The organism is Amycolatopsis anabasis (assembly GCF_009765355.1).
Classification (GTDB): Bacteria; Actinomycetota; Actinomycetes; order Mycobacteriales; family Pseudonocardiaceae; genus Amycolatopsis; species Amycolatopsis anabasis.
Genome location: NZ_VTHK01000037.1, coordinates 51,078 through 74,494 on the forward strand (window position 1 = coordinate 51,078; position 23,417 = coordinate 74,494).

Below are 23,417 nucleotides of genomic sequence, written 5' to 3' on the forward strand. Positions count from 1 at the left end.
GAACTTCGGGTGCCCGCTCGGGTGGCCGCGCTTTGGCTAGGGTGGGAGGCATGACGACTCTTGCCGAGGTGGCACCGTCCTTTGTAGACATAGCGCACCGCGTCGTGTGGGCGAACGTGACCACCGTGGACCGGTCGAACCGGCCGCGTTCCCGGGTGTTGCACCCGATCTGGCAGTGGGACGGCGAATCGCTGGTCGGCTGGATCGGCACCGCGCCGACTCCGGTCAAGCGCGCGCATCTCGCGCACAGTCCGTACGTCTCGGTCGGCTACTGGGCGCCGAGCCACGACAACGCGACCGCCGAATGCCACGCCGAACTGCTGACCGACGACGAAACCCGCACCAAGGTGTGGAACCTGCTCAAGCAAACCCCGGAACCCCTCGGCTACGACCCGGGCGGGATCGGCGTGCCGGGCTGGGACACGCCGACCTCGCCCGCGTTCGCCGCACTGCGCCTGCGTCCCTGGCGGCTGCGGGCGCTTTCCGGCGACGACTACCTCGCCGGGCGGTTCGACCGGACCGTCACCTGGCGGGAATGACCCCGTCCAGAATCGCCGCGACCTTGCCCACGTGCTGGGGAAGCGCGAAACCGGCATGGCTGCAGGCGACCGAATGCACGTCGAACGGGTTGTCCGGGGTCATCGCGTCGGCCCGTTCGATGAGCAGGTCCTGCAGCGCCAGCGGCATCGCCAGGTCCTCGGTCAGGCGGAGGTAGCTGTGCGGGACCCGGCCCCAGGTGTCCGGATCGACGAGGTCCGCGCCGAAGTCCAGGATGTCGTCCGGCTCGCAACTGCTCAGGAAACCGAGGAACTGCTGGTCGGTGCCGTCGGCGAGCAGCGCCCGCTTCAGCGCGGTGAGCAGTTCGGGATCCGCGGAGCGCCAGTTCATCCGCACCGCGCCGAGCGCCGCGGGGTCGCCGATCATGAGGCCGTGCACTTCGTTGAGCGCGCTCGCCGCCCATTCCGGACCCAGCAGGTACTGGGCGACCGTCTTTTCCGCGCAGCACCAGGCGGAGATGTAGACGATCCGGTCGAGCAGATCGGGAATCGCGTTGCCGACCCCGTTCAGCACCACCCCGCCCCGGCTGGCGCCCACCAGGATCACCGGCCCGTACGCGCGCACCCGGCGCACGGTGTCGATCACGTGCTCCACACCCTCGGCGTAGGTCACCCCGGCCAGCGGCGAGGGCGCGGTGGCGAAGGCCACGAGATCCTGGGGCGCCTGGTAGGCCGCGGTGAAACCGGCGCCCCGGCCGTGCCCGGGCAGGTCGACGGCGAGCGAGCGGTGGCCGCGCAACGCCAGTTCGCGCTGCAGGCTCGCCCACATGCGGGAGTTTCCGTTCGAACCGTGGACGAAGACGAAAGTGGGAGTCATGCCTCCGACCGTGCCCGGATCCCGTCCCGGAAGACAGGGACCGAGGTCCCGGACCGGCCGGGTGGGTTTCCCGTTCAGCGACCGACGAACGACACCTCGGGGAATCGGCGCGACGGACCTTCCAGGAGCGGATCCGGCCGGTTCAGCAGGTGCCGGGTGAACAACGCGGACACGTACGCGCGGTTCACCTCGAGGGAATAGCCGCCGGGGAGCGAGCCGAAGCCGAAGGCGAAGTCCTCGGGCGGCAGGCGGCGGGCGAGTTCCAGCGGATCGATGAGCGCGGTCAGGTCCGTGCAGGTCATGTGCCCGGCCCGGTCCAGCAGCAGATGCCGCCGCCAGCCGCGCAGTCCGGCCCACAGTTGCGCCCAGCCGGGCATCCCGCCGGGAATCGCCGACATCTGCCAGAGCAGGAACGGGCGATCCAGCCCGGTCTCCACCACCCGGCCGAACTGGGACCCGTCGAGGTTGGCGCCCACGCGCACGCGCGGGTCGACGCGCATCACCTCGGCGGCGGTCGCACCGCCGAGGGAATGGCCGAACATGCCCACCCGGGACGGATCGATCCGGCCGCGCAGCTCGGAATCCGGTCCGAGGAGCTGATCGAGCACGAACACGCTGTCCTCGGTCCGGGTGTCCAGGTACCGGGGGATCTCGCCTTCCCCCGGTTCCCGGTAGGGCGTGACCCGGCCGTCCGGGAACTCCACCCCGACGGCGTCCGAGGGGTGGTCGATGGAGGCGACCACCATGCCCCGGCTGGCCAGCTCCTCGGCGAGGCCGGTCAGCGCGGTGCGGTACTGCCCGTGGCCGTGGGAGAGCAGGACCAGTGGCCGCCCGCGCGGGCCGGGGGCGGGCGGTGCGCAGTCGACGGCGTGGCCGCGAAGCCGGGTGAACACGTCCTCCGGCAGGTCACCCAAATCGAACTGCGCCAGATACAGCCGCGCCACCGAAAGCGGGAGGTACCCGGCCTTCGGCGCGCCGGGCAGCGGCCAGGACGGGTACCAGAGCTGGACCATGACTTCGCGCCGCCGGTCCGGGTACCACGGATCCGCCCGGTCGCGGTCGACCAGATGCAGCGCCCGCGTGCCCACCGCGTGCGGGCCGGTCGGCCTGGGCAGGTCGACCCGCGCCGGAACACCCGTACCCGGCGCCGCCAGCGCGGGCACGCCGATCGCCGCCCCCGCCGCGGCGGCCGCCGTCCCCACCAGCACCGCGCGCCGCCCGATCACCCCGAAGTCCCCCATGCGCACCTCCGATTCGCGGATCTTGCCCCGATTCCACCAGAAGAGCCGCCTCGCCGCCTCCCTCGCGGGTAGGACTCCTCAGCGGACCGAGCGGACCGGGTGGATGAGGGCGGCGCCGACGAGGGCGCAGACTCCGGCGAGCAGGTACAGCCAGGTGTAGCCGCCGAGCAGGCCGAGGACGCCACCGGCGACCGCGGGGGCGATCGCCTGCGGTGCGGTGTTCGCCAGGTTCACCACGCCGAGGTCCCGCGCGCGGTCGCCCGCGGACGGCAGGACCTGGGTGATCAGCGCGTTGTCCACCGCGAGGTAGACACCGTAGCCGACGCCCAGGATCGCGGCGGCCGCCAGCGTCGCGGTCCACGTCTCGCCGAGCGCGAGCACGCCCATCGCCACCGCGACCACCACCGAGGACGCGATGACGAACGGTTTGCGCCGCCCGATCCGGTCCGACCACCGCCCGGCGAGCACGCTGGTGACCAGGATTCCCGCGGTGTACAGCAGAATGAGCACGAACACCGCGCCCGCCGGATCGGGATCGCGCACCACATCGCGCAGGTAGTACAGCAGGTACAAGGTGCCGATCGCGTTCGCGAGCTGGATCGCGAACCGGCAGCCGAACGCCCACATCAGGTCCCGGGTCGCGAACAGCGCCCGCGCCATTCCGCGCAGCTGGGCGGAAAGCGGGGTCGCCGGGCGCGTGGGCACCGGGGTGTCCGAACGGTCCAGCACGAACGGCAGGATCAACGCGAGCAGGAGCAGGGCGAGCAGCAGGTACCCGGCGAACCGGCCGGTCACCACCTTGCTCACCAGGAACGAGCCGAGGATCAGCGCGAGCGGCGCCGGGAGCCCGACGAACGCGGACACCAGGCCCCGCTGCGGCACCGGGACCCGGTCCGGCACCGACGCGGTCAGCGCCGCGTACATCGCGTTCGTCCCGGCCTGCACGAGCATCCACGCCAGCGCGACCCCGATGATCGCGCCCTGGAGCCCGAGCGTCACCAGGCCCGCCGCGCACACCAGCCCGCTGCCCAGGACCCACGGCCGCCGCCGCCCGAACCGGGACGTCGTGCGGTCCGACAGTGCACCGGCGATCGGGCAGACCACAATGGACACGATCGCCGCGGCCGTGGTGATCCAGCCCAGGTTGACCACCTTGGCGGCCGGATCGATCGCCTCGATCTGCAACGGCAGCAGCACCTGGATCGGGGTGAGCACCGCCAGCGACATGCCCAGGACCGCGCCGGACAGCGCGCCGATCCACCGCGGCCGGACGAAGGTCGTCGGTTCCTCGAGCGCGGTCGTCATGCACAGTCCTCGGCGATGGCCACGTGCACGGTGTGCCCGCCCAGCCCGAACGGGCCGAGCCGCACGTTCATCGTCAGGCTGCCGACTCCGTCCGCCTTCAACGCCATCGTGCGGTGCTCGAACGGGCCCGCCATCCACACCCGGTACGCGCGCCCCGGCTCGTACCAGGTCGCCGTGCGCACATCGGCCATGCCCACGCCGGTCAGCGAGAACCCGGCGCGATGCGCGCTGGACAACGTGGAGAAGGCCTCCCGCATCCGTCTACTGCGGACGGTCCAGCCCGCGACGCTGTATTCCGGTTCGGCCGAGGTGTAGGAGAGCGGATTCGGTGCGGGCGGGGGATCGGCGAAGGTCTTCATCAGCGAGGGCAGGGTCACCCGCAGATCCCGCGCCCAGTACGGCCAGTCGTGCGTGCCCCGACCGCAGTACCAGTCGTGCTCGATGCCGAGTTCGGTGAACTTCCGGTGCAGCCGCACCGACCAGTGGCACACGATCGCCTCGATCAGGTCCAGCTTCGGATGTTTGTCCAAATCGGACGGCACACCGGTCCCGGTGCGCACGGACAGCCACATACCGCGCAGGTTGGCCGCGAGGTCCCACGGATTGTGCGCGCGCCAGCGCATCTCCCGGGTCAGCCGGCTGCCCCAGATCGCGTCCGGCGGCCCGCCGTCGCGCTGCGCCGCGATCCCGGGGATCCAGGTGTGCCGGTTGGTGTCCAGCACCCCGGAGAAACTCGCCGCCGCGGTGAACAGGTCCGGATGCCGTGCCGCGTAGGACATCGCGCCGAACCCGCCCATCGACAGCCCGGCGAGCGCCCGCCCGCCGCGGTCGGCGATCGTGCGGAACGTCCGATCGACCCACGGGATCAGCTCGCCGACGTGGTGGCTCTCCCAGGGGGTTCTGCCGTGCGCACCGGCCTTCACCCAGTCCGAGTAGAAACCGTTGCGGGCCTCCGGCATCACCACGATCAGCGGCAGGTCCGCAGTGGACTCGGTGGCTTCGCCCTTGTCGGTCCAGGACCGGAAATCGTCGCCACCGCCGTGCAGCAGGTACAGCACGGGGTACCGGGTCGCGGGATTCGCCGCGTAGTCGGCGGGGAAGAGGATCCGGGCCATGGTGCGCTCGCCGAGGACCGGCGAGTCGAGTTCGTACTCCACCAGCCGCGGGCCGAGCACCGTACGCGAAACCACCCGCAAGCCGGGGCTTCTCGGGGCCGGGACGCTCACCGCCCGGCGCCCGTCAGCCGCTCGGCCCGCACCTGGGCGCGCCGCACCTTGCCCGCGTCGTCGCGCAGCGGGTAGTCGACGAACTCGATGGCGCGCGGCAGCTTGTAGGTCACCAGCCGCGACCGCAGGTGCTCCATAACGTCCTCTTCGGACACTCCGCTCGCCTGGACGACCGCGTGCACCCGGTTCCCGTATTCGTCGTCGGGCAACCCGACCACGCAACTGCTCAGCACCGCGGGATGTTCCTCGAGCGCCGCCTCGACTTCGGCCGGGTACACATTGGACCCGCCGACCAGGATCATGTCCGGTTTCCGGTCGGCCAGGTACAGGTAACCGTCGGCGTCCAGGCGGCCGAGGTCGCCCTGGGATTCCCAGCCACCGGGCAGGGTTTCGGCCGTTCCGCCGAGGTACTCGTAGGTCGCCGGGGCGTCTTCGCCCGCGCGCATCCAGATCTCGCCGATTTCCCCGGCGGGCACGTCGTGGTGGTCCGCGTCGAGGATCCGGATCTCGCCCGCGGCCACCCGGCCCACGCTACCCGGGTGCGCCAGCCATTCCCGCCCGCTGATCAGGCATCCGGCCTGCGCCTCGGTGCTGGCGTACAGCTCGAACACCCGGTCCGGGCCGAGCCAGTCCAGCCACGCGTGCTTGAGCCAGGGCGGGCACGGGGACGCGCCGTGCAGCACGACCTTCAGGCTGGACAGGTCCGCGGCGGCGCGTTCGGCCGCGGGCAGCCGCCACACCCGGTGCATCATCGTGGGCACCAGGAAAACCCAGTCGACGCGGTGCCGGTCGATGCTCCGCAGCAACTCGCCCGGGTCGAACTTCGGCAGCACCACCACGTGGTTCCCGGCGAACAGCGCCGAAGCGGACAGCATGAACGGCGCGTTGTGGTAGAGCGGACCCGCGGCCAGGTGCACGCCGTCCGGAGTCATCCGGAACAGCGCGCTGTACACGCCAAGGGTTTCCGCGGCCGCGGGCTGACCGGCCAGGATGACCTTGGGGCGCCCGGTGCTGCCGCCGGAGGTCGGCGCCTTCCACGCCGGGGCGATCCGCGGCGGCAGGGGATCGTCGGCGGCCGCGGGCGCGAATCCGGCAGGCACGCAGGCTCGGCCTGCCAGTTCCAGTCCGACCACCAGCGCGGGGTCGGCGACCCGCACCACGGCTGCCAGTTCGGCGGCGGGCAGCCGGAAGGACACCGGTTGCGGGGTCGCGCCCAGCTTCCACGCCGCGATCGCGGCGAGCACGAACTCGACGCCGTTGGGCAGGCCGATGGTCACCAGCCGGCCCTCGGTGACCCCGCGCGCGGCGTACTCGCGGGCCAGGGAGTTGGTGTGCCGGTCCAGTTCCCGCCGGGTCAGCGTGCGGTCGCCGCAGGTCACCGCCGGGCGGTCGGGATCGGCCTCGGCGAGCTGGGCGAGGCGGGTGGCCAGTGGTGTGGGCTGCATCGGCCCCTCCCTTGCACCTCGGTGTGATTTCCCCAATGTTCACCAGCGTCGGACTTCGCCACAATGGATATCGGCACAGGCTGGACTCCCGGCCAGTTCCGAGGCGCTTTCGTTGGAGGAATCCCCAATGGCGATGACGGTGGTGCAGTCCGTTTTCGACGATCTCCTCGCCCACCCCGAACGCCTCGACGCGATCGTGGCCGACCAGGTGGCCCGGGTCCGCGCGGAGGTGCCGGAGTACCGCGGCCTGCCCGACGCCGATCAGCGCGCGGGCAACCGCAGCATCGTGGTCGCCGCCCTCGGCCAGCTGCGGGCCGGGCGGTTGCCGGACGAGGCGGAACTGCGCGAGATCAACGCGTTCGCCGCCGACCGCGCGCGGCGGGGGATCAGCATCGCCGCCGTGCTGGCCGCGTACCGGATCGCCGCGCAGGGCTTCTGGGACACCGTCGCCGGGCAGGCCCGCCGCCGCGGCGCGGACCCGGAATCGTTGCTGCACACCATGCAGCTGCTGTGGCAGTGGCTGGACCGGGTGACCGTCGCCGCGGCCACCGCCCACCGCGAGGTGGAACTGCGCAGCGCTCGCGAGGACGAGCAGCGCATCGGCGACGCCCTGCGCGCGCTGCTGGTCCAGCCGGCCGCGGGGGTCGCGGGACAGCAGCACCTGCTGCAACTCGGCCTGGCGCCGGACGGGAAGTACGGCGCGCTGCGCGGACGCCTCGCGCCGGGCGCGACCGTTTCCGCACTGCGCGAGAGCATGCCCGAGGGCGGCCTGGTCGCGGTCGTGGTGCACCAGGACGTCCTCGGGCTGCTTTCCGGGCCGATCGACGTCGACCCGGGGTTCGGCACGTTCGGCGTCGGGCCGTGGCGGGGCGTGGACGAACTGCCCGGGTCCTACCTCGCCGCGGGCCGGGCGCTCGCCGCGGCGCTGCGGCTGAGCCTGCCCGGCGCGCATTCGATGGAGACGCTGCGCCTGGCCGGGGTCGCGGCGACCGACGACGAGATGACCCGCATCCTCACCGACCGGCTGCTGGCGCCGCTGCGCGCCAAGGGCGGGTACGGGCAGGACATCTGGCAGTCGGTGCGCCGCTACCTCGAGCACGGGATGCGGGTGGACGAAACGGCCGCGTCGCTGCACGTCCACGCCAACACCCTGCGGCACCGGCTCGCGCACTTCACCGAACTGACCGGCGCCGATCTCCGGGACCCGGCCGACATCGCCGAGATCTGGTGGCTCACCCGGAGTTCCCACGATCAGCGCGCGTAGGGCTTGGACAGGGCCGTCCGGAGCGTCCGGTTGAGGTGGTCGGCGATGACCTCCACGTTCGGTGGGTCCAAAAGGGACAGATGGTGGCCCGGCACGGTGACCAGTTCGAGATCGGTGCACACCTCGTCCCAGCCGCGCGCCGGATCCTCCCGGTCGAAGCGCTGGTCCCGCAGGCCGCCGGGCACCGGGGACGCGGCGCTGTAGAACACCGTGCGCCCGGCATACCGGTCCGGCCGGTACCGCTCCAGCAGCCGGGCGTCCAGGAAGGACGCGCGCTGGTGGGCCAGGATCGCCTCGCCGACCCGCTCGTCCACCACCCCGGCCGCCAGGATCGTGTCGGCCAGCAGATCCGCCTGCGCCTCGTCGTCCAGCCGGGCCATCTCGGCATACGGCAGCTCGACCGCCTTGCCGTAACTGGTCTTCAGGAACTCGGCGTACCGCTCGAACCTCCGTTCCAGAAGCTCCACTTCGGACAGTCCGGCCTCCTGCGGCATGGGCAGCGGCAGGATCGGATCGACCAGCGCGAGCAGTTCGACCTGCTCCCCCGCGGCGGTCAGCTGCTGCGCGGCCTCGAAGGCCAGGAAGCCGCCGAAGGACCAGCCGGACAACCGGTACGGGCCGTGCGGCTGGTGGCGGCGCAGCTCGGGCAACCAGCCCCGGACCCGTTCCTCCACGGTCGCCGAGGTGTCGGTCCGGTCGAAGCCGTAGGCCGGGACGTCCGGATCGAGCAGATCGACGAGCTGGCGGAACACCGCGGTGTCCCCGCCACCGGGGTGGAAGAAGAACAACGGCCGCGCCTGCCCGCTTTCCCGCAGCACCCGCACCGGACCGGCCTGGGCGCGGTCCGCCTCGCGGATCACCTGGGCCATCAGCTCCGGCGTGGGCTGCGCGAACAGTTCGGCCGTGCGCAACGCGTGCCCGCTGCGCCCGCTCAGCAGCGACGTCACCAGTTCGGCCTGGACCTCGTCCCCGCCCAGCGCGGCGAACTCGCTCGTCACGCCGACCGGCACGCCGAGCACTTCTTCCCAGGCCGCGACGACCAGCCGCTCGGCGGCGTCCCGCGGCCGCACCAGCTCCTGCGCGCTGCGCCGCTGCCGGGGCACCTCGGAAGTGACGGCCAGCTCGGAGAACAGCCAGCGTTCCAGTTCGGCGAGGCTGCCGCCGCGCAGCAGCAGCGAAACCGGCAGCGCGACCTCGAAGTCGTGCTGTAGCGCGTTGCGGATCCGCACCGCGAGCAGCGAGTCGACGCCGAGGCTGGTGAGCGCGGTGTCGTCGGGCAACGAGTCCGCGGAGAACCCGGTCACCGACGCGACCCGCGCGCGGAGCTGGGCACTCGCGAGCGCCCGGATCTCCGCGGGTTCCCGGCCGCGCACCGCCGCCAGGCCGGGCCAGTCGCCCGCGCCGTCGTCGGCCCGTGCGTAACCGGCGAACAGGTCCGCGAAGAACGGGACGTCGGCCAGATCGGCGAACGCGTCGAGCAGCCGGGGGATGTCCAGCCGGACTGCCCCGAGCGCGCCGCCACCGGAGGCCAGCACGTCACCGAGCAGTCCGAGCCCCTCGTCCGGGCTGATCGGGCGCAACCATGGCACCTCCAATCCGGCGGCGGCGCCGACCTCGGCCCAGGTTCCCCAGTTCACCGCCGCGGCGGGCAGCCCGGACGCGCGGCGCAGGGCCACCACGGCGTCCAGGTACGCGTTGGCGGAGGCATACGCGGGCTGACCGGGCAGCCCGTGCAGCGCGGTCGCGGACGAGAAGCCGAGCCACCAGTCCAGCTCCAGCTCCGCGGTGGCCTCGTGCAGCCGCCACGCGCCGACCGCCTTGGGCCGCCAGGTGCGCCGCACGGTCTCGTCGTCCAACCGGGACACCGTGCGGTCGTCGAACACGGCGGCCGCGTGCACCACCCCGCGCGGCACCGCGTCCCGCGCGGCCTCGGCGAGCAGCTTCGGGGCGACGCCGGGTTCGGCGATGTCACCGAGCACCACCTCGATCGCGGTGCCGCCCGCGCGCAGTTCCTCGATCACCGCCTGCGCCGCGGGTTTCGGCGCGGACCGTCCGTTGAGGACGATCTTGGCGGCGCCGCGGTCGGCGAGCCAGCCCGCGACCAGCAGGCCGAGACCGGTGAGCCCGCCGGTGATCACGTAACCGCCGTCCGAGCGGACCACCCGCTCGGTCTCCGGCGCGGGCGCGGTGGTGTAGGCGAGCCGTCCGGTGAACCGGCGGCCGTCCCGCCAGGCGACCTCGTCGTCGGCCGGTGCGGCGGCCAGTTCGCCCACCACTTCGGCGGCGGCTCGGTCCACATCGGACGCCTCGACGTCGAGCCAGCTCGCCCGCAGCGCCGGGTGCTCGTAGGACAGCACCCGGATCAGCCCGCGCAGGGCCGCCTGACCGGGGCGGCCGGGATCGCCGGGCAGCACGGTCGCGGCCGAGGAGGTGACCAGCCACAGCCGGGGCGGCACACCCGGCAGATCGACCAGCGCGCGCACCAGGTCGACCGTGTCGAGCAGGGCCCGTTGCCCGGCGGCCAGGCCGGAGGGTTCGTCGGCTTCGGCGACCAGGAACGCGACCGCCGAGGGCCGGTCCGAGATCAGCGTGGCGCGGATGACGTCCAGATCGGCGCCGGGCAGCACCCGCGCGCCCAGCCCGGCGGCGATCCGATCGGCCAGCGGATGCCCGGCGGGGGCGATCACCAGAGTCTCGGCGGCCTCCTGGGCGGGTGGCGGATCCTCCTGCCGCCACACGCGTTCGAGCAGCCGTTCGCGCAACGGGGTGGCGAGTTCGCCCCGCACCATCCGGCGGACGAAGATCTCGGTGATCTCCAGCAGCACGCGCCCGTCCGGATCGGTCAACCGCAGCTCGCCGAACAGGCCACCGCGGTCGGAATCGTTCTGCCGCAGGGAAACGTGTCCCGTCACGCCCTCGCCCGGGTCACCGAACAACCGCACCGAGCCGAATTCGACCGGCATGTAGAAGGCGCCGTCGCCGGAGTCGTCGGACAGCGTGGCCGCGAACGACTGCAGGCAGCAGTCCAGCAGCACCGGATGCAGCAGGTATCCGCCGCGCGGCGCTTCCTCGGGCACCGAGACCGCGGCAACCGCCGCCGCATCGGTCGCCCGGATCTCGGTCAGGCCGGTGAACGCCGGGCCGTAGCCGACGCCGAGCGAGCGCAGCCGCTCGTACAACCGCGACGGCGGCAGGCTCCGGCCGGGATCGCCGTCACCGGGACGCCAACTCGACTCGGCCTCCTCGGCTTCGGCCACCGCGACCGTGCAGTGCAGGGTCCACGTGCCGTCGGCGCCCTTGGTGTGCACGTCGACCCGGCCGCCGTCGCCTTCGGGCGTGAAGGTGGTGGTGACCGGGGTCTGCTCGGCCAGCGGCAGGGGCTGGTGCAGCGAGAGATCGCGCAGCGCGAGCCGGTGCGGTTCGCGGCCGAGCGCGGTCGACGCGGCGATCAGCGCCATCTCGACGTAGCAGGCCCCGGCCAGGATCGGCCGGTCGTCGATCCGGTGCTCGGCCAGCCACGGCTGGGCGAGCGTGCCCAGTTCGGCGAGCCAGACGTGCGTGCCCTGACCGGGCACCTCGCTGTGCGTGCCGAGCAGCGGATGCGTTCCGGGCGCGGTGCGCCGGGCGGCCGGGCGCGTCCAGTGCGCCTGGCCCTGCCACGGCGTGGTCGGCAGGTCCAGCAACCGGCCCGCCGTCGCGTGCGGTGCACCGCTCAGCGCGACCAAACGACCCCGGTTGGCGTGGAACCGCCGCGGTTCGTCCTCGTCCCGCCGCAGGGTGCCGAGCACGTGCACCTCGGCGCCGGTGGTCGCGGCGGTTTCGGTGACCGCGTGGAACAGCACCGGATGCGGCGAGATCTCCAGGAACGTGGTGAACCCGTCCTCGAGCGCCGCGGTGACGGCGTCGGCGAACCGGACCGTGCGGCGGACGTTGCGCACCCAGTAGTCCGGGCCGAGCACGACCTCGGCCCGCGGATCCTCGGCGGCGCCGAGATACATCGGGATCCCGGACGCCTGTGCGTCCACATCGGACAGTTCGCCGCGCAGTGCGTTCGCCGCGTTCTCCACCAGCCGGGAGTGCCCGGCGACCTCGGACTTGATCAGCCGCGCCAGCAGCCCGCGCGCCTCGACCGCGGCGGCCAGCGCGCGCACCTGCTCGTGCTGCCCGGCGACGACGGTCTGCACCGGCGCGTTGAGCACCGCGATGTCCACGTCCGGGTAGTCGCGCAGCAGCGCGGTCACGTCCTCGGCGGACAGCTCCAGGACCGCCATCGCGCCGCGGCCCGCGGTTTCGGCGAGCAGGCGCGAGCGGCGGACCGCGATCTTCGCGCCGTCGGCCAGGGACACCGCACCGCCGATGACCGCGGCGGCCACCTCGCCGAGCGAATGCCCGATCACCGCCGCGGGGGTGACCCCGTGGTGCAGCCACAGCTTCGCCAGCGCCACCTGCACGCCGAAGAGGTACGGCTGCAGATCGGCGAACGCGGCGGGCTCGACGCCGCCGTCCAGGATCTCCCGCAGGGACCAGCCGATCTCCGGGCGCAGCGCGGCGTCGACCTCGGCCACCGCGTCGGCGAAGGCCGGTTCGGCGGCGAGCAGGCCGCGGCACATGCCGGTCCACTGGGAGCCCTGCCCGGAGAACACCCACACCGGGCCCGCGCCGATCCGGTCGCGCACCCCGGTGACCACCTCGGGCCGGGTGGTGCCCGCGGCGAGCGCGCGCAGCCCGGACACCAGGTCGTCGCGCGTGCCCGCGGCGATCACGGCGCGGTGGCGGCCGGACGCCCGGCGCGCCAGGGTGTGCTCCACATCGGACAGTGCGCTGTGCTCGCCGGGACCGCTCAGCCAGTCGGCGAGCACGGTCGCGCGGCGGCGGATCCGTTCCGGGGAGGCGTCGGCGAGCAGGAACAACCCGTGCCCCGGCTCGCGTTCCTCGACCGGTTCGGCGGCCGGGGCCTGTTCGACGACCACATGCGCGTTGGTGCCGCCGAAGCCGAACCCGGAAACCCCCGCGCGGGCCGGGCGGCCGTGCCCGGGCCACGGCTGCTGCTCGGCCGCGACCGCGAGGCGCAGCTCGTCGAACGGGATGTGCGGATTGGGTTCGGTGAAGTGCAGGCTGGCCGGGATGCGCCGGTTCGCCAGCGCCAGCACGACCTTGATCAGGCCGGTGATCCCGGCCGCGGCTTCCAGGTGGCCGAGGTTCGACTTCACCGAACCGATCAGCAACGGCTGCCCGTTCCGATCGTTACCCAGCACCTTGCCCAGCGCGGTTGCCTCGATCGGGTCGCCGAGCAGCGTGCCGGTGCCGTGCGCCTCGACGTAGTCCACCTCGGCGGGATCGACCCCGGCGCTCTGGTACGCGGTGCGCAGCAAGGCTTGCTGCGCCTCGGGATTGGGCGCGGTGAGCCCGTTGGACCGGCCGTCGGAGTTCACCGCGGAACCGCGCAGCACGGCCAGCACCCGGTCGCCGTCGCGCACCGCGGCGGACAGCGGTTTGAGCACCACGACCCCGGCGCCCTCGGCACGGGCGATCCCGTCGGCGGCCGCGTCGAACGCCTTGCACCGCCCGTCCTGCGAGATCACGCCCATCTCGTCGAAGTTCACCATGATGCCCGGGCCGAGCAGCAGGTTCGCCCCGGCGGCGAGCGCGACCTCGCTCTCCCCGCCGCGCAGGCTCTGCACGGCCAGGTGCACCGCGGTCAGCGAGGACGAGCACGCGCTGTCCACCGCCACGCTCGGACCGCGCAGATCGAACACGTAGGACAGCCGGTTCGCCGCGATGCTCAGCGCCGAACCGGTCCCGCTCCACGCGTCGATCCGGGTCACGTCGTCCAGGGTGAGGTGGCTGTACTCGTTGCCGCTGATGCCGACGAAGACCCCGGTCCGGCTGCCGCGCAAGGTTTCGGACGCGACCCCGGCGTGCTCCAGCGCCTCCCAGGCGACCTCGAGCAGCAGCCGCTGCTGCGGGTCCATCGCGGCCGCCTCACGCGGCGTGATGCCGAAGAACTCGGCGTCGAAGCGGGCGATGTCGTCGAGGAAACCGCCCCAGCGCCGCAACCGCCCCAGCCGTTCGGCCTGATCCGGCGAATCGTGCCCGAACTGCTCCCAGCGCCCTTCCGGCACCTCGGAAACCCCGGATTCGCCGCCGATCAGCAACCGCCAGAAGTCATCGGGCCCGCGCACCCCGCCCGGCAACCGGCACCCCAGCCCGATCACCGCGATCGGCTCGCGAGTTTCACTTTCCGGCACGCGAGTCGCGCACTCGGGCAAGTGAGTTACACGTTCCGGCACGCGAGTCGCACGTTCGGGTTCGGCGGATTCGCCGAGCAGCGCGGTGACCAGCGCGTCGATGGTCGGGTGGTGCCAGACCAGGGCGGTGGGCAGCTCGCGGTCCAGCAGGTCCTCCAGCTCGCCGCCGAGCAGCACCGCCTCCCGCGAGGTCAGCCCGTATTCGCGCAGTGGGCGTGCGGTGTCCACATCGGACGGAGCCAGCCCGCAGGTGGTGGCGATCTGCTCGACCAGCCAGCGGCGCAGTTCCTCGGGTCTCATCTCGCTATCCCGCCTCTCTGGTCAGGCTGCCGTCGAGGTACCGCTTGCGGGTCGCCGAGCGGGCGATCTTGCCGCTGGAGGTGCGCTGCACGGTTCCCGGCCGCACCAGCACGAAGTCCAGCAGCCGCAGGTCGTGGTGCTGCGCGACGGCGGCCCGCACGGCCCGGCCGACCTCCTCGGCGTCCCGCTGCTCTTCGGGCACGTGCTGGGAGAACTCGGCCACCACGACCGGTCCCTCGTGGCCGTCGCGTTCGATGCTGAACACCGCGAGCCGGTCCCGGCGGATGGCCGGATGCGCCTCCTGGGCGGTCGCCTCGATGTCCTGCGGGTAGTGGTTCTTGCCGTCGATGATGATCAGATCCTTGAGGCGGCCGGTGATGAACAGGTCGCCGTCGTGGACGACCCCGAGGTCGCCGGTGCGCAGCCAGCCGGTCGCCGGGGTGTCCGCACCCGCGTTGGCCAGTTCGCCGGCGAAGGTCTCGGCCGAGCGTTCCGGCTGCCGCCAGTAACCGCTCGCCACGTTCGGGCCGTGCACCCAGATCTCACCGACCCGCCCGTCGGGCAGGGCCTCGCGCGTCTCGATGTCGGCGATCCGCACCAGCTGGCCGACCGGGCGGCCCGCGGTGACCAGGGCGAGCGCCTTGTCGTCGTCGGCGGGCACCTCGACGGCTTCGCCCGCGCCGAGGCGTTCCCGGTCCACGGTCAGGATGCGCGGCGCGGCGTCGCCGGGGGTGGCGCTGACGAACACGGTCGCCTCGGCCAGCCCGTAGGACGGTTTGTGCGCCTCCGGCGCGAATCCGAGCGGCCCGCAGGCGGCCTGGAAACCGGCGATCGTGGTGGCGCGCACCGGTTCGCTGCCGTTGATCGCGGTGCGCACCCCGGACAGGTCGAGCGCGGCGCGGTCGGCGTCGGTCAGCTTCGCCGCGGCGTACTCGAACGCGAAGTTGGGCGCCGCCGAGATGGTGTTCGGGTAACCGCCGAGCAGGCGCAGCCAGCGCACCGGCTTGCGGGTGAAGGAGAACGGCGTGGTGAACACCGATCGGCACCCCGCGTGCACGGGCAGGCAGATGAGCTGCACCAGGCCCATGTCGTGGAAGAACGGGAGCCAGCCGACGCAGGTGCTGTGCGCGCCGACCTGGTAGGCGAGCTGGATCTGCGCCGCGTTCACCGCGACCGCGCGGTGGGTGATCACCGCGCCCGCCGGGCTGCGGGTCGAGCCGGAGGTGTACTGCAGATAGGCGGGCTGCTCGGGGGAAAGCGGCACGTGCTGGAAGCCATCGGCCCGCGCACTGTCCACAGTGTCCACCGCGACGACGTGCTTCGGGCGCGGGACGGGCTGCCCGTCGCGCAGTTCGTGGATGCTCCCCAGGGCTTCGGTCGAGGTCAGCCAGACCTCCGGATCGGCGTCGGCCAGCGCACCGACCAGGCGTTGCCCGTGCGCGCTCACTTCGGGCGCGAACAGCGGGACCCCGATCGTTCCCGAGTAGAGCGTGGCGAAGAAACCCACCACGTAGTCCAGGTTCTGCGGACAGAGCACGGCTACGCGTTCGCCGGGCTCGGTGAGTTCGGCGAGGGTGGCCGCCACCGCCTTCGCCCGGCGGTTCAGCTCGGCCCAGCTGATCGTGTGCTCGACCCCGTCTCGATCGGTGCCGTAGTCGATGAAGGTGAACGCCGGTCGCTCGTCCTCGGCCAGCCGCGCGAGCGAGTCGGTCAACGGCTCGTAGTCAACTCCGAAAGCCATGCCAGTACCATCCGGATTCTTCTGCAGGGTGCAGGGATTCGAGAAGATTCAGAAATGCGGTTCGTCACGTCAAAAGTGTTTACTGGCACCCCGTGAATTCCCTGACAGGAATTCTCGGGTGGCTGCCACTTCGCGAACCACTCGAAAGTGGGGTATGGCGGACGTTACCTCGCTGAACTTGGCAGCGGCAATAAGTCCGGCTGTGAAGCGGCACACTTGAGCGCGGTTGTGCATCCGGTGGTACGAAATCCGTCAACCGGTCGGCCTCAGAATGCCAAAGTGTCTTTGAGCGCGCCGACGAGAAACGGCCACGACCGCTCGAGTTCGCGTTGCCAGGAGGGCCAGTAGTGCACGCCCGGCCCGAAACTGGTCCGCGGCGGCTCGCCGAGGGCGGCCATCCGGTCGGCCAGTTCACGGGTGGCCGGGGCCACCAGCCGCTCGATGAGCTTCTCGCCGGGGGCCCGCGCGTCGCCGGCCACCCGGGCGCCGTCCCCGGCGGCCAGGTACAGCGGAGTGCCTGCCAGGCGCTCGGCCAGGTGCACCGGATCATTGCGCTTCCAGCGGGCGCGCTGAGTCCAGCGCGGGCCCCACATGGCGTTCAGCCGCTCACCGACGCTGCGCAGGTAGTACCGCAGCAGCAAGGCGGCAAAAGGGCGGGTGACGTGCAGCATCCCGCTGTAGGACGCGGCCGCGGTGAACAGGCCGGGATGTTTGGCGGCGTAGGTGACCGCGCCGTAGCCGCCCATCGAGACCCCGGCCACGGCCCGCACGTCGCTCGCGCCGTAGCGCCGCTCCAGCAGTTCGCGCAGCTCGGTGAGGTGGAACCGCTCCCAGTCCGGGGTCGTGCCGTGCGAGTCCGGGCGGCGCCAGGCGGTGTAGAAACCGGCGCGCCCGCCCGGGGGCAGCACGACCAGCAGATCGTCGGCGACCGCGCGCTCGACGACATCGGTATGCGTGGTGAACCCGGTCGGATCGTCGTCGCCACCGTGCAGGAGATACAGCACCGGCCATTTCCGGCCGGGATCGACCGACCACTCCCGCGGCGTCAACAGGCGGACCACCACGGTCCGGCCGAGGGCGACCGAGCGCACTTCGATATCGACAATGTGTTGTTCGACGAATCGTTCGCCGGTTACCTCGATGTCATCGCGCAGATACATCAGCCGCCGTCCTGTTGAGTATGCTCGGTGGGAGCAATTATCGTGCTTGCGTGCCGCCGTCCGCGAAAAGTCGAACGGCTTCGCCGAGAATTCAGTTCCCCGTCATCGGGCACAGGCAGGAATCATGACCAAGAATTTACGATCCGTCCAGCGTCCATGGTGGACCCTGGCCACGGTGTGCGTCGGCGGCATGATGGTCGGCCTGGACGGCACCGCGCTGACCATCGCCGGCCCGGATATCGCGCGTTCGGTCGGGGCGTCCATGAGCGAACTGCAGTGGATCGCCAACGCCTACCTGCTCGCCCTGGCCGTCGCCCTGTTCCCGGCGGGCCGGTTGGCGGACCGGGTCGGCCGCCGCGCCACTTTTCTCGCCGGGGTACTGGGTTTCGGCCTGGTGTCCTTGCTCATCGCGGGCGCGGAGAGCGGGTGGCAACTGGTCGTGCTGCGCGCGGCACAGGGCTTGGCCGGGGCCCTGCTGCAGCCCGCGGCGCTGGCCCTGCTGCGCGGCGCGTTCCCCCGCGAACGGCTCGAGCTGGCGCTGGGCGTCTGGGGAGGTTCGGCGGCGGTGTCGGTCGCCGCCGGGCCGATCGTGGCCGGGTTCATCGTCGCCCGGTTCGGCTGGCAGGCGGTTTTCCTGATCAACGTGCCGCTTTCGCTCCTGACCGCGGTGCTGGCCCGGGTGGCCGTGGCCGAATCGCGCAGCGCGGGCGGGCCCGGGCGGCTGCTCGAACTCGTCCGGATGCGGGGCGTGGCACTGGGCGCCGCGCTGACCGCGGGCAGCTACTTCTCCTTGTTCGGCCTGCTGTTCTTCCTCACGCTGTACCTGCAGAACGTCCGCGGGCTGGATCCCATCGGGGCGGGGGAGTGGTTGCTGCCGGTGACCGCGGTGGTGGTGCTCAGCGCGCCACTCGGCGGGGTGCTCACCGGGCGGTTCGGCCCGCGCTGGCCCGCGGCGGCGGGGCTGCTCCTGGTGGCGGCGGGCATGCTCGGTTTCCGCGGCCTGGCACCGGATTCCTCGCAGCTGAGCGTATTGCCGTGGGCGCTGGTGCTCGGCCTGGGCACCGGGATCGCGCTGATCGCGGCGACCCAGGTGATCGTGGCCGGAGCGCCCGTGGACATGTCCGGCTCGGCCTCGGCCCTGCAGCAGGTGGCCACCCAGCTCGGTGGCGTGCTCGGCATCGCGAGCCTGGGCGTGGTGATGTCCTGGCGGGTGGGCGCGTCCCTCCCGCCCGAACTGTCATCCACAGTGGACGAGGTCACTCAGGGGCGCGGACCCGCGGGCGAGCTGGCGCACGCCGCGTTCATGTCCGGGTTCCGGGCTACCGTGCTGGCCGCGGCGATCGTGGCTTTGGCGGCCGCGGTCCTGGCCCTGCGTATTCGCGGCGGGGCATCGCGATCAACTCCTTCCGTGCCTGAGTTCGCCGGGCCACCACACGGACCGGCCGATGTGGACGGTCAGCGCGGGGACCAGCAGTGAACGGACGATGAGCGTGTCCAGCAGGACGCCGAAGGCCACCAGGAACGCGATCTGCGCCATGAACAGGATCGGCAGCACGGACAGCGCGGCGAACGTGGCGGCCAGCACCACCCCGGCCGAGGTGATCACCCCGCCGGTCACCCCGAGCGCGTGCAGGGTGCCCGCGCGGGTGCCGTCGCGCAGGGATTCCTCGCGCACCCGGGTCATCAGGAAGATGTTGTAGTCGATGCCCAGGGCCACCAGGAAGACGAACGCGTAGAGCGGTACCGAGGGATCCGAGCCCGGGAAGTCGAAGACGTGGTTGAACACGAGCGCGCCGACGCCCAGGGTGGCGGCGAAGGACAGCACCACCGTCGCGATCAGCAGCAGCGGCGCCAGCAGCGATCGCAGCAGCAGCGCGAGCACGCCGAGGATGACCACCAGCACGATCGGGATGATCAGGCCGCGGTCGCGTTCCGCGGCGTCGCGCACCTCGAGCTGGGTCGCGGTCTGCCCGCCGACCTTCGCGTCGGCGCCGGGCACCGCATGCACCGCGGACCGCAGGCGCTGCACGGTTTCGGTCGCCGCGGTCGAATCGGCGGGTGCGGACAGGGTCGCTTCGATCTCGGCCTTCCCGTCGACGACCGCGGGCGCGGTCCGCACCGCGGCGATGCCCTCGGTCGTGCGGGCCGCCTCGGTGACCGCGTTCGCCGCCGCCGCGTTCGTCACCACGACCGCCGGATCGCCGAGCCCGCCGGGGAAGTGCTCGGTGAGCACGTCCTGGCCCGCGACCGCGTCGACCCGGTCCAGGAAGACGTCGGCCTGGCTCACGCCGTTCGACTTCAGCGTCGGCGCGAACGCGGCGAGCACCGCCAGGGCCAGCGCGGTCACTATCCACACCGGACGGAACCGGCGGCCGACGAGCGCCGAGACCCGTTGCCACAGACCGTTCTTCTTCGGCGCGCTCGGCCGGATCGGCCAGAAGGCGGCGCGGCCGAGCAGGGCGAGCGCGGCGGGCAGGAAGGTGAGGGAGGCCAAGAAGGAGGCGGCGATGCCCAGGGCCGCGACCGGGCCGAGCCCCTTGTTCGAGGACAGTTCGCTGAACAGCATGCACAGCAGGCCGAGGATCACGGTGCCCGCCGAGGCGGCGATGGATTCGAACGAGGCCCGCACGGCGGCGGCGACCGCCGCGGCGGTGCCCGGTTGGCGCAAGAGTTCCTCGCGGTAGCGGGCGACCAGCAGCAGGGCGTAGTCGGTGGAGGCGCCGAACACCAGGATGAACAGGATGCCCTGGGTCTGCCCGTTGAGCGTGAGGACGTCGTGCGCGGCGAGCGGCTCGATCACCGCGGAGGCGGCGATCAGCGCGAGCCCGGCGCTGATCAGGACGACGATCGGCAGCAGCGGGCTGCGGTAGACCAGGATCAGGATCACCACCACGATCGCCGCGGTGATCACCAGCAGGCGCCCGTCGATCCCCGCGAACACCTCGCCGAGGTCGGCGTTGAACCCGCCGGGACCGGTGACGTTGACGGTGAGCCCCGCGGGCAGGCCGGTGTTCAGGGTTTCCCGCATCCGCTGCACGGTCCGGCCCGCCTCGAAACCGTCCACACCGGACACCGGTGCGATCAGCTGGGCGGCCTTGCCGTCCCCCGAGGGCAGCGGCGGGCTCACCTCGCCGGTCAAACCCGGCAGTTTCGCGACCGCGGCTGCCCGATCGGCGATCGCCGCCTGATCGGCCGGGGTGAGCCCGCCGGTCCGGCTGAAGATCACGACCGCGGGCAGGATCTTGCCTCCGGCGAACTTCTCCTGCAGCCGCGCGACCTCGGTCGCCTCGGCTCCGGCGGGCAGGAACGAGATGCCGTCGTTGTGCTGGACCTGGGAAAGCTTGCCCGGCATCCCGCCGGCCACCACGCCGAACGCGAGCCACGCGAGCACGATCAACGCGGGCAGCCACCACCGGCGCCGCGCACGGGAACCGAGTGGTTTGGTCTGCGCCAGGGCTTCGTCCAGCCGACTGCTCATCCGTACCGCCACGTGATCGGCAAAAATACGGTACGACCGTACCATTCTGTCCGGGGTGGCAGTAGGCTTCGCAACACAGGATTTACCCGCGTCGTGATCGCCCCCACACCACGGATCTCGTTCCGATGAACGCTCGGTGTACGCCGCGTTTTCCGAGTAGCGCGCGTGAATGCGGCCTTCGGTACCGCGAGGACACCAATGCGGCATTGGGGACGTTGGGGGTACCCAGCGCCGCATTGGGTACTTCCGAGCACCGCCCCGGGAAGCCCCCGACACTCTGGCGACTAGGCGGTGAGATTCCCCAGCCCGGCGGTGGGCGGCTCGTTCGAGCACCGAATGCGAACTCGTGTGCCCGAGTGTGTAACTCGCTTGCGTGAGTGTGAAACTCGCCGGGTTACCCGCGCGCCTCGCCGGGGGTCTGTCCGAAGTGGTCGCGGAAGACGCGGGTGAAGTGGGACTGGCTGGCGAAACCGCAGCGGTAGGCGATGTCGGCGATGGTGTCGGTGGCGGAGGTGGCATCGCGCAGCCGGTCGCGTGCCAGTTCGAGGCGGCGCTGGAGGAGGTAGCGGGAAGGGGTCATACCGTCCGGGGCGAACAGGCGGCGCAGATGCCGCGCCGACACCCCGGCCGCCGCGGCGACGCGTTCGGCGGACAGGCCCGGATCGGACAGGTGCCGCTCGATGTAGTCCTTCGCGATCGCCAACTGGGCGGGCTGCCCGTCGAACCGGCCCCCGGCCAGGGAACGGATCAGGTCCAGCACGGTCTGCTCGGCGCGTTCACCGTCGGCGTGGTCGTGCCGCGCGACGAGCCCGTCCGCCACCGACCGCAGCGCGGACACCAGGGCGTCCTCGGCGGCCGACCGTCCACCGAGGACCATCGGCGCCCGGATCCCGCCGGGCAGGCAGCGCTCGGTGAACACCGGGCGCGGGATGTCCACCAGGAGCTGGCGCATCGGCGAGGAGAAACCGAAGAGGTACGGGTGGTCGGTCTCGTAGAGCACCAGGCTCCCCGCCGGGGCCGGGAGCACCCCGTCGGGATGGAAGAAGACCGCGTCCCCGCCGAGCACCAGGCTCGCGAACACCGACTCCTTCGGCAGGCGGCGGCAGATCCCCGGGGTGCGTTCGATGACGTGCTCGTTGCCGGTGATCTCGGCGATCCGCAGGGCCCCCGAGCGGAGGTTCGTCTGGCGCGCGAGCAGGCCCCGTTCGGAATAGGAGGAACAGGTCAGCCCGACCAGCGCCTGCCGGTTGTAGTCCTCCCAGAAGTCGACGCGTTCCGCGGGCGGTACCGATTCCGTCGACACGCTGGAGATCATGGCGACGGGCTGTGTGGGCATCACGGCCTCCTTGCCGGTCCTACGCCCCCTGGTACCGGCAGGGTAAACCGGTATCTCTGCCAATGGTCAATCCATTCGACTGAGTAGAACGAGCGCCAGGGCGGCCTGCCGGGGGATGGTCAGGTCGAGCGCGATCAGCTCGCGCAGGCGGCGGAGCCGGTTCAGCACGGTGTTGCGGTGGCAGAACAGTCGTTCCGCGGTCGTCGCGATCGAACCGGTGTCCAGGAACTCCCGCGCGGTCTCCAGCAGGCGATCGCGCTCGGCCTCGGGGATCTCGTCCAGCCGGTGCGCCGGGAATTCCGGGCTGACCTCGGCCAGCCGGGCCGCCGCCAGCCTCGGCCAGGCTTCCGCCATGGTCGCCGGTCCGGTCGCGGCCGGTGGCAGTGCGCGCAGGATCCGCACGGCCGACCGGGCGCGGACGGGCACCTCGGCGAGCGTCCCGGCCCGTGGTGCGCGGCCGCACCGCACCGCCGCCAGGTGCCGGTCGACGCCGGGGGCGGGTGTCCAGAAGGCGACCAGCGAGTCCTCGAAGTCGCCGGTGAAAACCCGTGCGCCCGCCCGCGCGAGGAAGGCGTCCAGCCGCTCCCGGTCCGCGTGGTCGGTGGCGATGACGTCGAACGCGCCGTCTTCCGGGACGCCCAGGGTGCCCGCGATCTGCCGGAGCAGGCCGGCGTGCGGTTCGGTGGAGCTGAACAGCGCGGAGATCATGGCACGCTGACGGCCCAGGTCGAGGTTCGCCCGGGCGGCGCTTTCCCGCAGGTAGCTCACGTGGATCTCGGACGCGAAGTCGTCGACCACCCGCCACAGGTCGTCGACGTGCGAGATGAGCACCGGCATATCGGCCGACCGGGAAACCCGCAACAACGTCGACCAGAGGATCGTGAAGTCCTCGCGGACGGTCGCGACGACGTTTTCCAGGGGCACGCCCTGCGCGGCGCGGTGGATGCCGATCTGGCGCGGCAGATCGGCGAGTTCCCGCGGCGCCCGGCCGTCCGCGAGCTGGCCGAGCAGGTAGCGCAGCGCGTCGACGCTGGAATTCCGGAAGTCTTCGGCGTCCACCAGCCCCGCGTAGTGCCGCGAGCCGCCCTCGAAATGCGCCATCACGCCCTCGAGCAGCAGGTGTTCGCGCCGGGCCAGCTCCGCCAGCAGCGCCTTCCAGCGCGGCAGGGAGGTCTGGCGCATCAGTGCCAGGTTCCGCATGTGGCGGACCCTAGGTGGCACTGTGCATCCGCACAATCCCCGGACGCGATCCGGCGGCGGTTGACGAGTGACGGTATGCAAGCGCACGACTTACGATTC

At 72.1% G+C, this 23,417-nt stretch carries 14 protein-coding genes; 3 read left to right on the plus strand and 11 right to left on the minus strand.

The window, feature by feature from the left end; genetic code table 11:
* Window positions 1–50 precede the first annotated feature (50 nt).
* Complete coding sequence (locus FXO23_RS35615; protein WP_158890523.1) at window positions 51–539, plus strand: pyridoxamine 5'-phosphate oxidase family protein; 489 nt, start codon at window positions 51–53, stop codon at window positions 537–539.
* On the opposite strand, the gene FXO23_RS35620 is transcribed toward FXO23_RS35615, so the two are convergent.
* From FXO23_RS35620 to FXO23_RS35640, 5 genes are all read right to left on the minus strand, one after another.
* Complete coding sequence (locus FXO23_RS35620; protein WP_158890525.1) at window positions 523–1,374, minus strand: alpha/beta hydrolase; 852 nt, start codon at window positions 1,372–1,374, stop codon at window positions 523–525. The genes FXO23_RS35615 and FXO23_RS35620 overlap by 17 nt on opposite strands.
* A gap of 74 nt (window positions 1,375–1,448) precedes the next feature.
* Window positions 1,449–2,615, minus strand: a complete 1,167-nt coding sequence (locus tag FXO23_RS35625) for an alpha/beta hydrolase family protein (protein ID WP_158890527.1) — start codon at window positions 2,613–2,615, stop codon at window positions 1,449–1,451.
* 78 nt (window positions 2,616–2,693) lie between these two features.
* On the minus strand, window positions 2,694–3,920 hold the full coding sequence (locus FXO23_RS35630) for an MFS transporter (RefSeq protein ID WP_158890529.1): 1,227 nt from the start codon (window positions 3,918–3,920) through the stop codon (window positions 2,694–2,696).
* Window positions 3,917–5,110 (minus strand): alpha/beta hydrolase, encoded by a 1,194-nt coding sequence (locus FXO23_RS35635; protein WP_158890531.1) that lies wholly within the window; start codon window positions 5,108–5,110, stop codon window positions 3,917–3,919. Before FXO23_RS35635 ends, FXO23_RS35630 begins: the two co-directional genes overlap by 4 nt.
* Window positions 5,111–5,142: 32 nt before the next feature.
* A complete protein-coding gene (locus FXO23_RS35640) occupies window positions 5,143–6,591 on the minus strand; it encodes an AMP-binding protein (protein WP_158890533.1) in 1,449 nt (482 codons plus the stop codon).
* Window positions 6,592–6,718: 127 nt separating this feature from the next.
* Between FXO23_RS35640 and FXO23_RS35645 the strand changes: the two genes are divergently transcribed.
* Complete coding sequence (locus FXO23_RS35645; RefSeq protein ID WP_158890535.1) at window positions 6,719–7,855, plus strand: RsbRD N-terminal domain-containing protein; 1,137 nt, start codon at window positions 6,719–6,721, stop codon at window positions 7,853–7,855.
* Here FXO23_RS35645 and FXO23_RS35650 read toward each other — a convergent pair.
* The 3 genes from FXO23_RS35650 to FXO23_RS35660 all read right to left on the minus strand — a co-directional run bounded on the left by FXO23_RS35650 (window position 7,843) and on the right by FXO23_RS35660 (window position 17,304).
* On the minus strand, window positions 7,843–14,403 hold the full coding sequence (locus tag FXO23_RS35650; RefSeq protein ID WP_158890537.1) for a type I polyketide synthase: 6,561 nt from the start codon (window positions 14,401–14,403) through the stop codon (window positions 7,843–7,845). The two genes, FXO23_RS35645 and FXO23_RS35650, sit on opposite strands and share 13 nt — an antisense overlap.
* A 4-nt stretch (window positions 14,404–14,407) precedes the next feature.
* A complete protein-coding gene (locus FXO23_RS35655; protein WP_158890539.1) occupies window positions 14,408–16,144 on the minus strand; it encodes a fatty acyl-AMP ligase in 1,737 nt (578 codons plus the stop codon).
* 266 nt (window positions 16,145–16,410) lie between these two features.
* Complete coding sequence (locus tag FXO23_RS35660; RefSeq protein WP_158890541.1) at window positions 16,411–17,304, minus strand: alpha/beta hydrolase; 894 nt, start codon at window positions 17,302–17,304, stop codon at window positions 16,411–16,413.
* A 124-nt stretch (window positions 17,305–17,428) separates the two neighbouring features.
* On the opposite strand from FXO23_RS35660, the gene FXO23_RS35665 reads away from it, so the two are divergent.
* Window positions 17,429–18,781, plus strand: a complete 1,353-nt coding sequence (locus FXO23_RS35665; RefSeq protein WP_158890543.1) for an MFS transporter — start codon at window positions 17,429–17,431, stop codon at window positions 18,779–18,781.
* Here FXO23_RS35665 and FXO23_RS35670 read toward each other — a convergent pair.
* The 3 genes from FXO23_RS35670 to FXO23_RS35680 form a co-directional block, all read right to left on the minus strand.
* Window positions 18,701–20,782: an MMPL family transporter gene (locus tag FXO23_RS35670; protein WP_158890545.1), complete on the minus strand. Its 2,082-nt coding sequence runs from the start codon at window positions 20,780–20,782 to the stop codon at window positions 18,701–18,703. The genes FXO23_RS35665 and FXO23_RS35670 overlap by 81 nt on opposite strands.
* Before the next feature lie 394 nt (window positions 20,783–21,176).
* Window positions 21,177–22,118 carry an AraC family transcriptional regulator gene (locus tag FXO23_RS35675; RefSeq protein WP_158890547.1) on the minus strand — a complete coding sequence of 314 codons (942 nt, stop codon included), beginning with the start codon at window positions 22,116–22,118 and terminating at the stop codon, window positions 21,177–21,179.
* Between the two features lie 66 nt (window positions 22,119–22,184).
* Entirely contained in the window at window positions 22,185–23,318 is a 1,134-nt protein-coding gene (locus FXO23_RS35680) for an RsbRD N-terminal domain-containing protein (RefSeq protein WP_158890549.1), read from the minus strand.
* Window positions 23,319–23,417 lie beyond the last annotated feature (99 nt).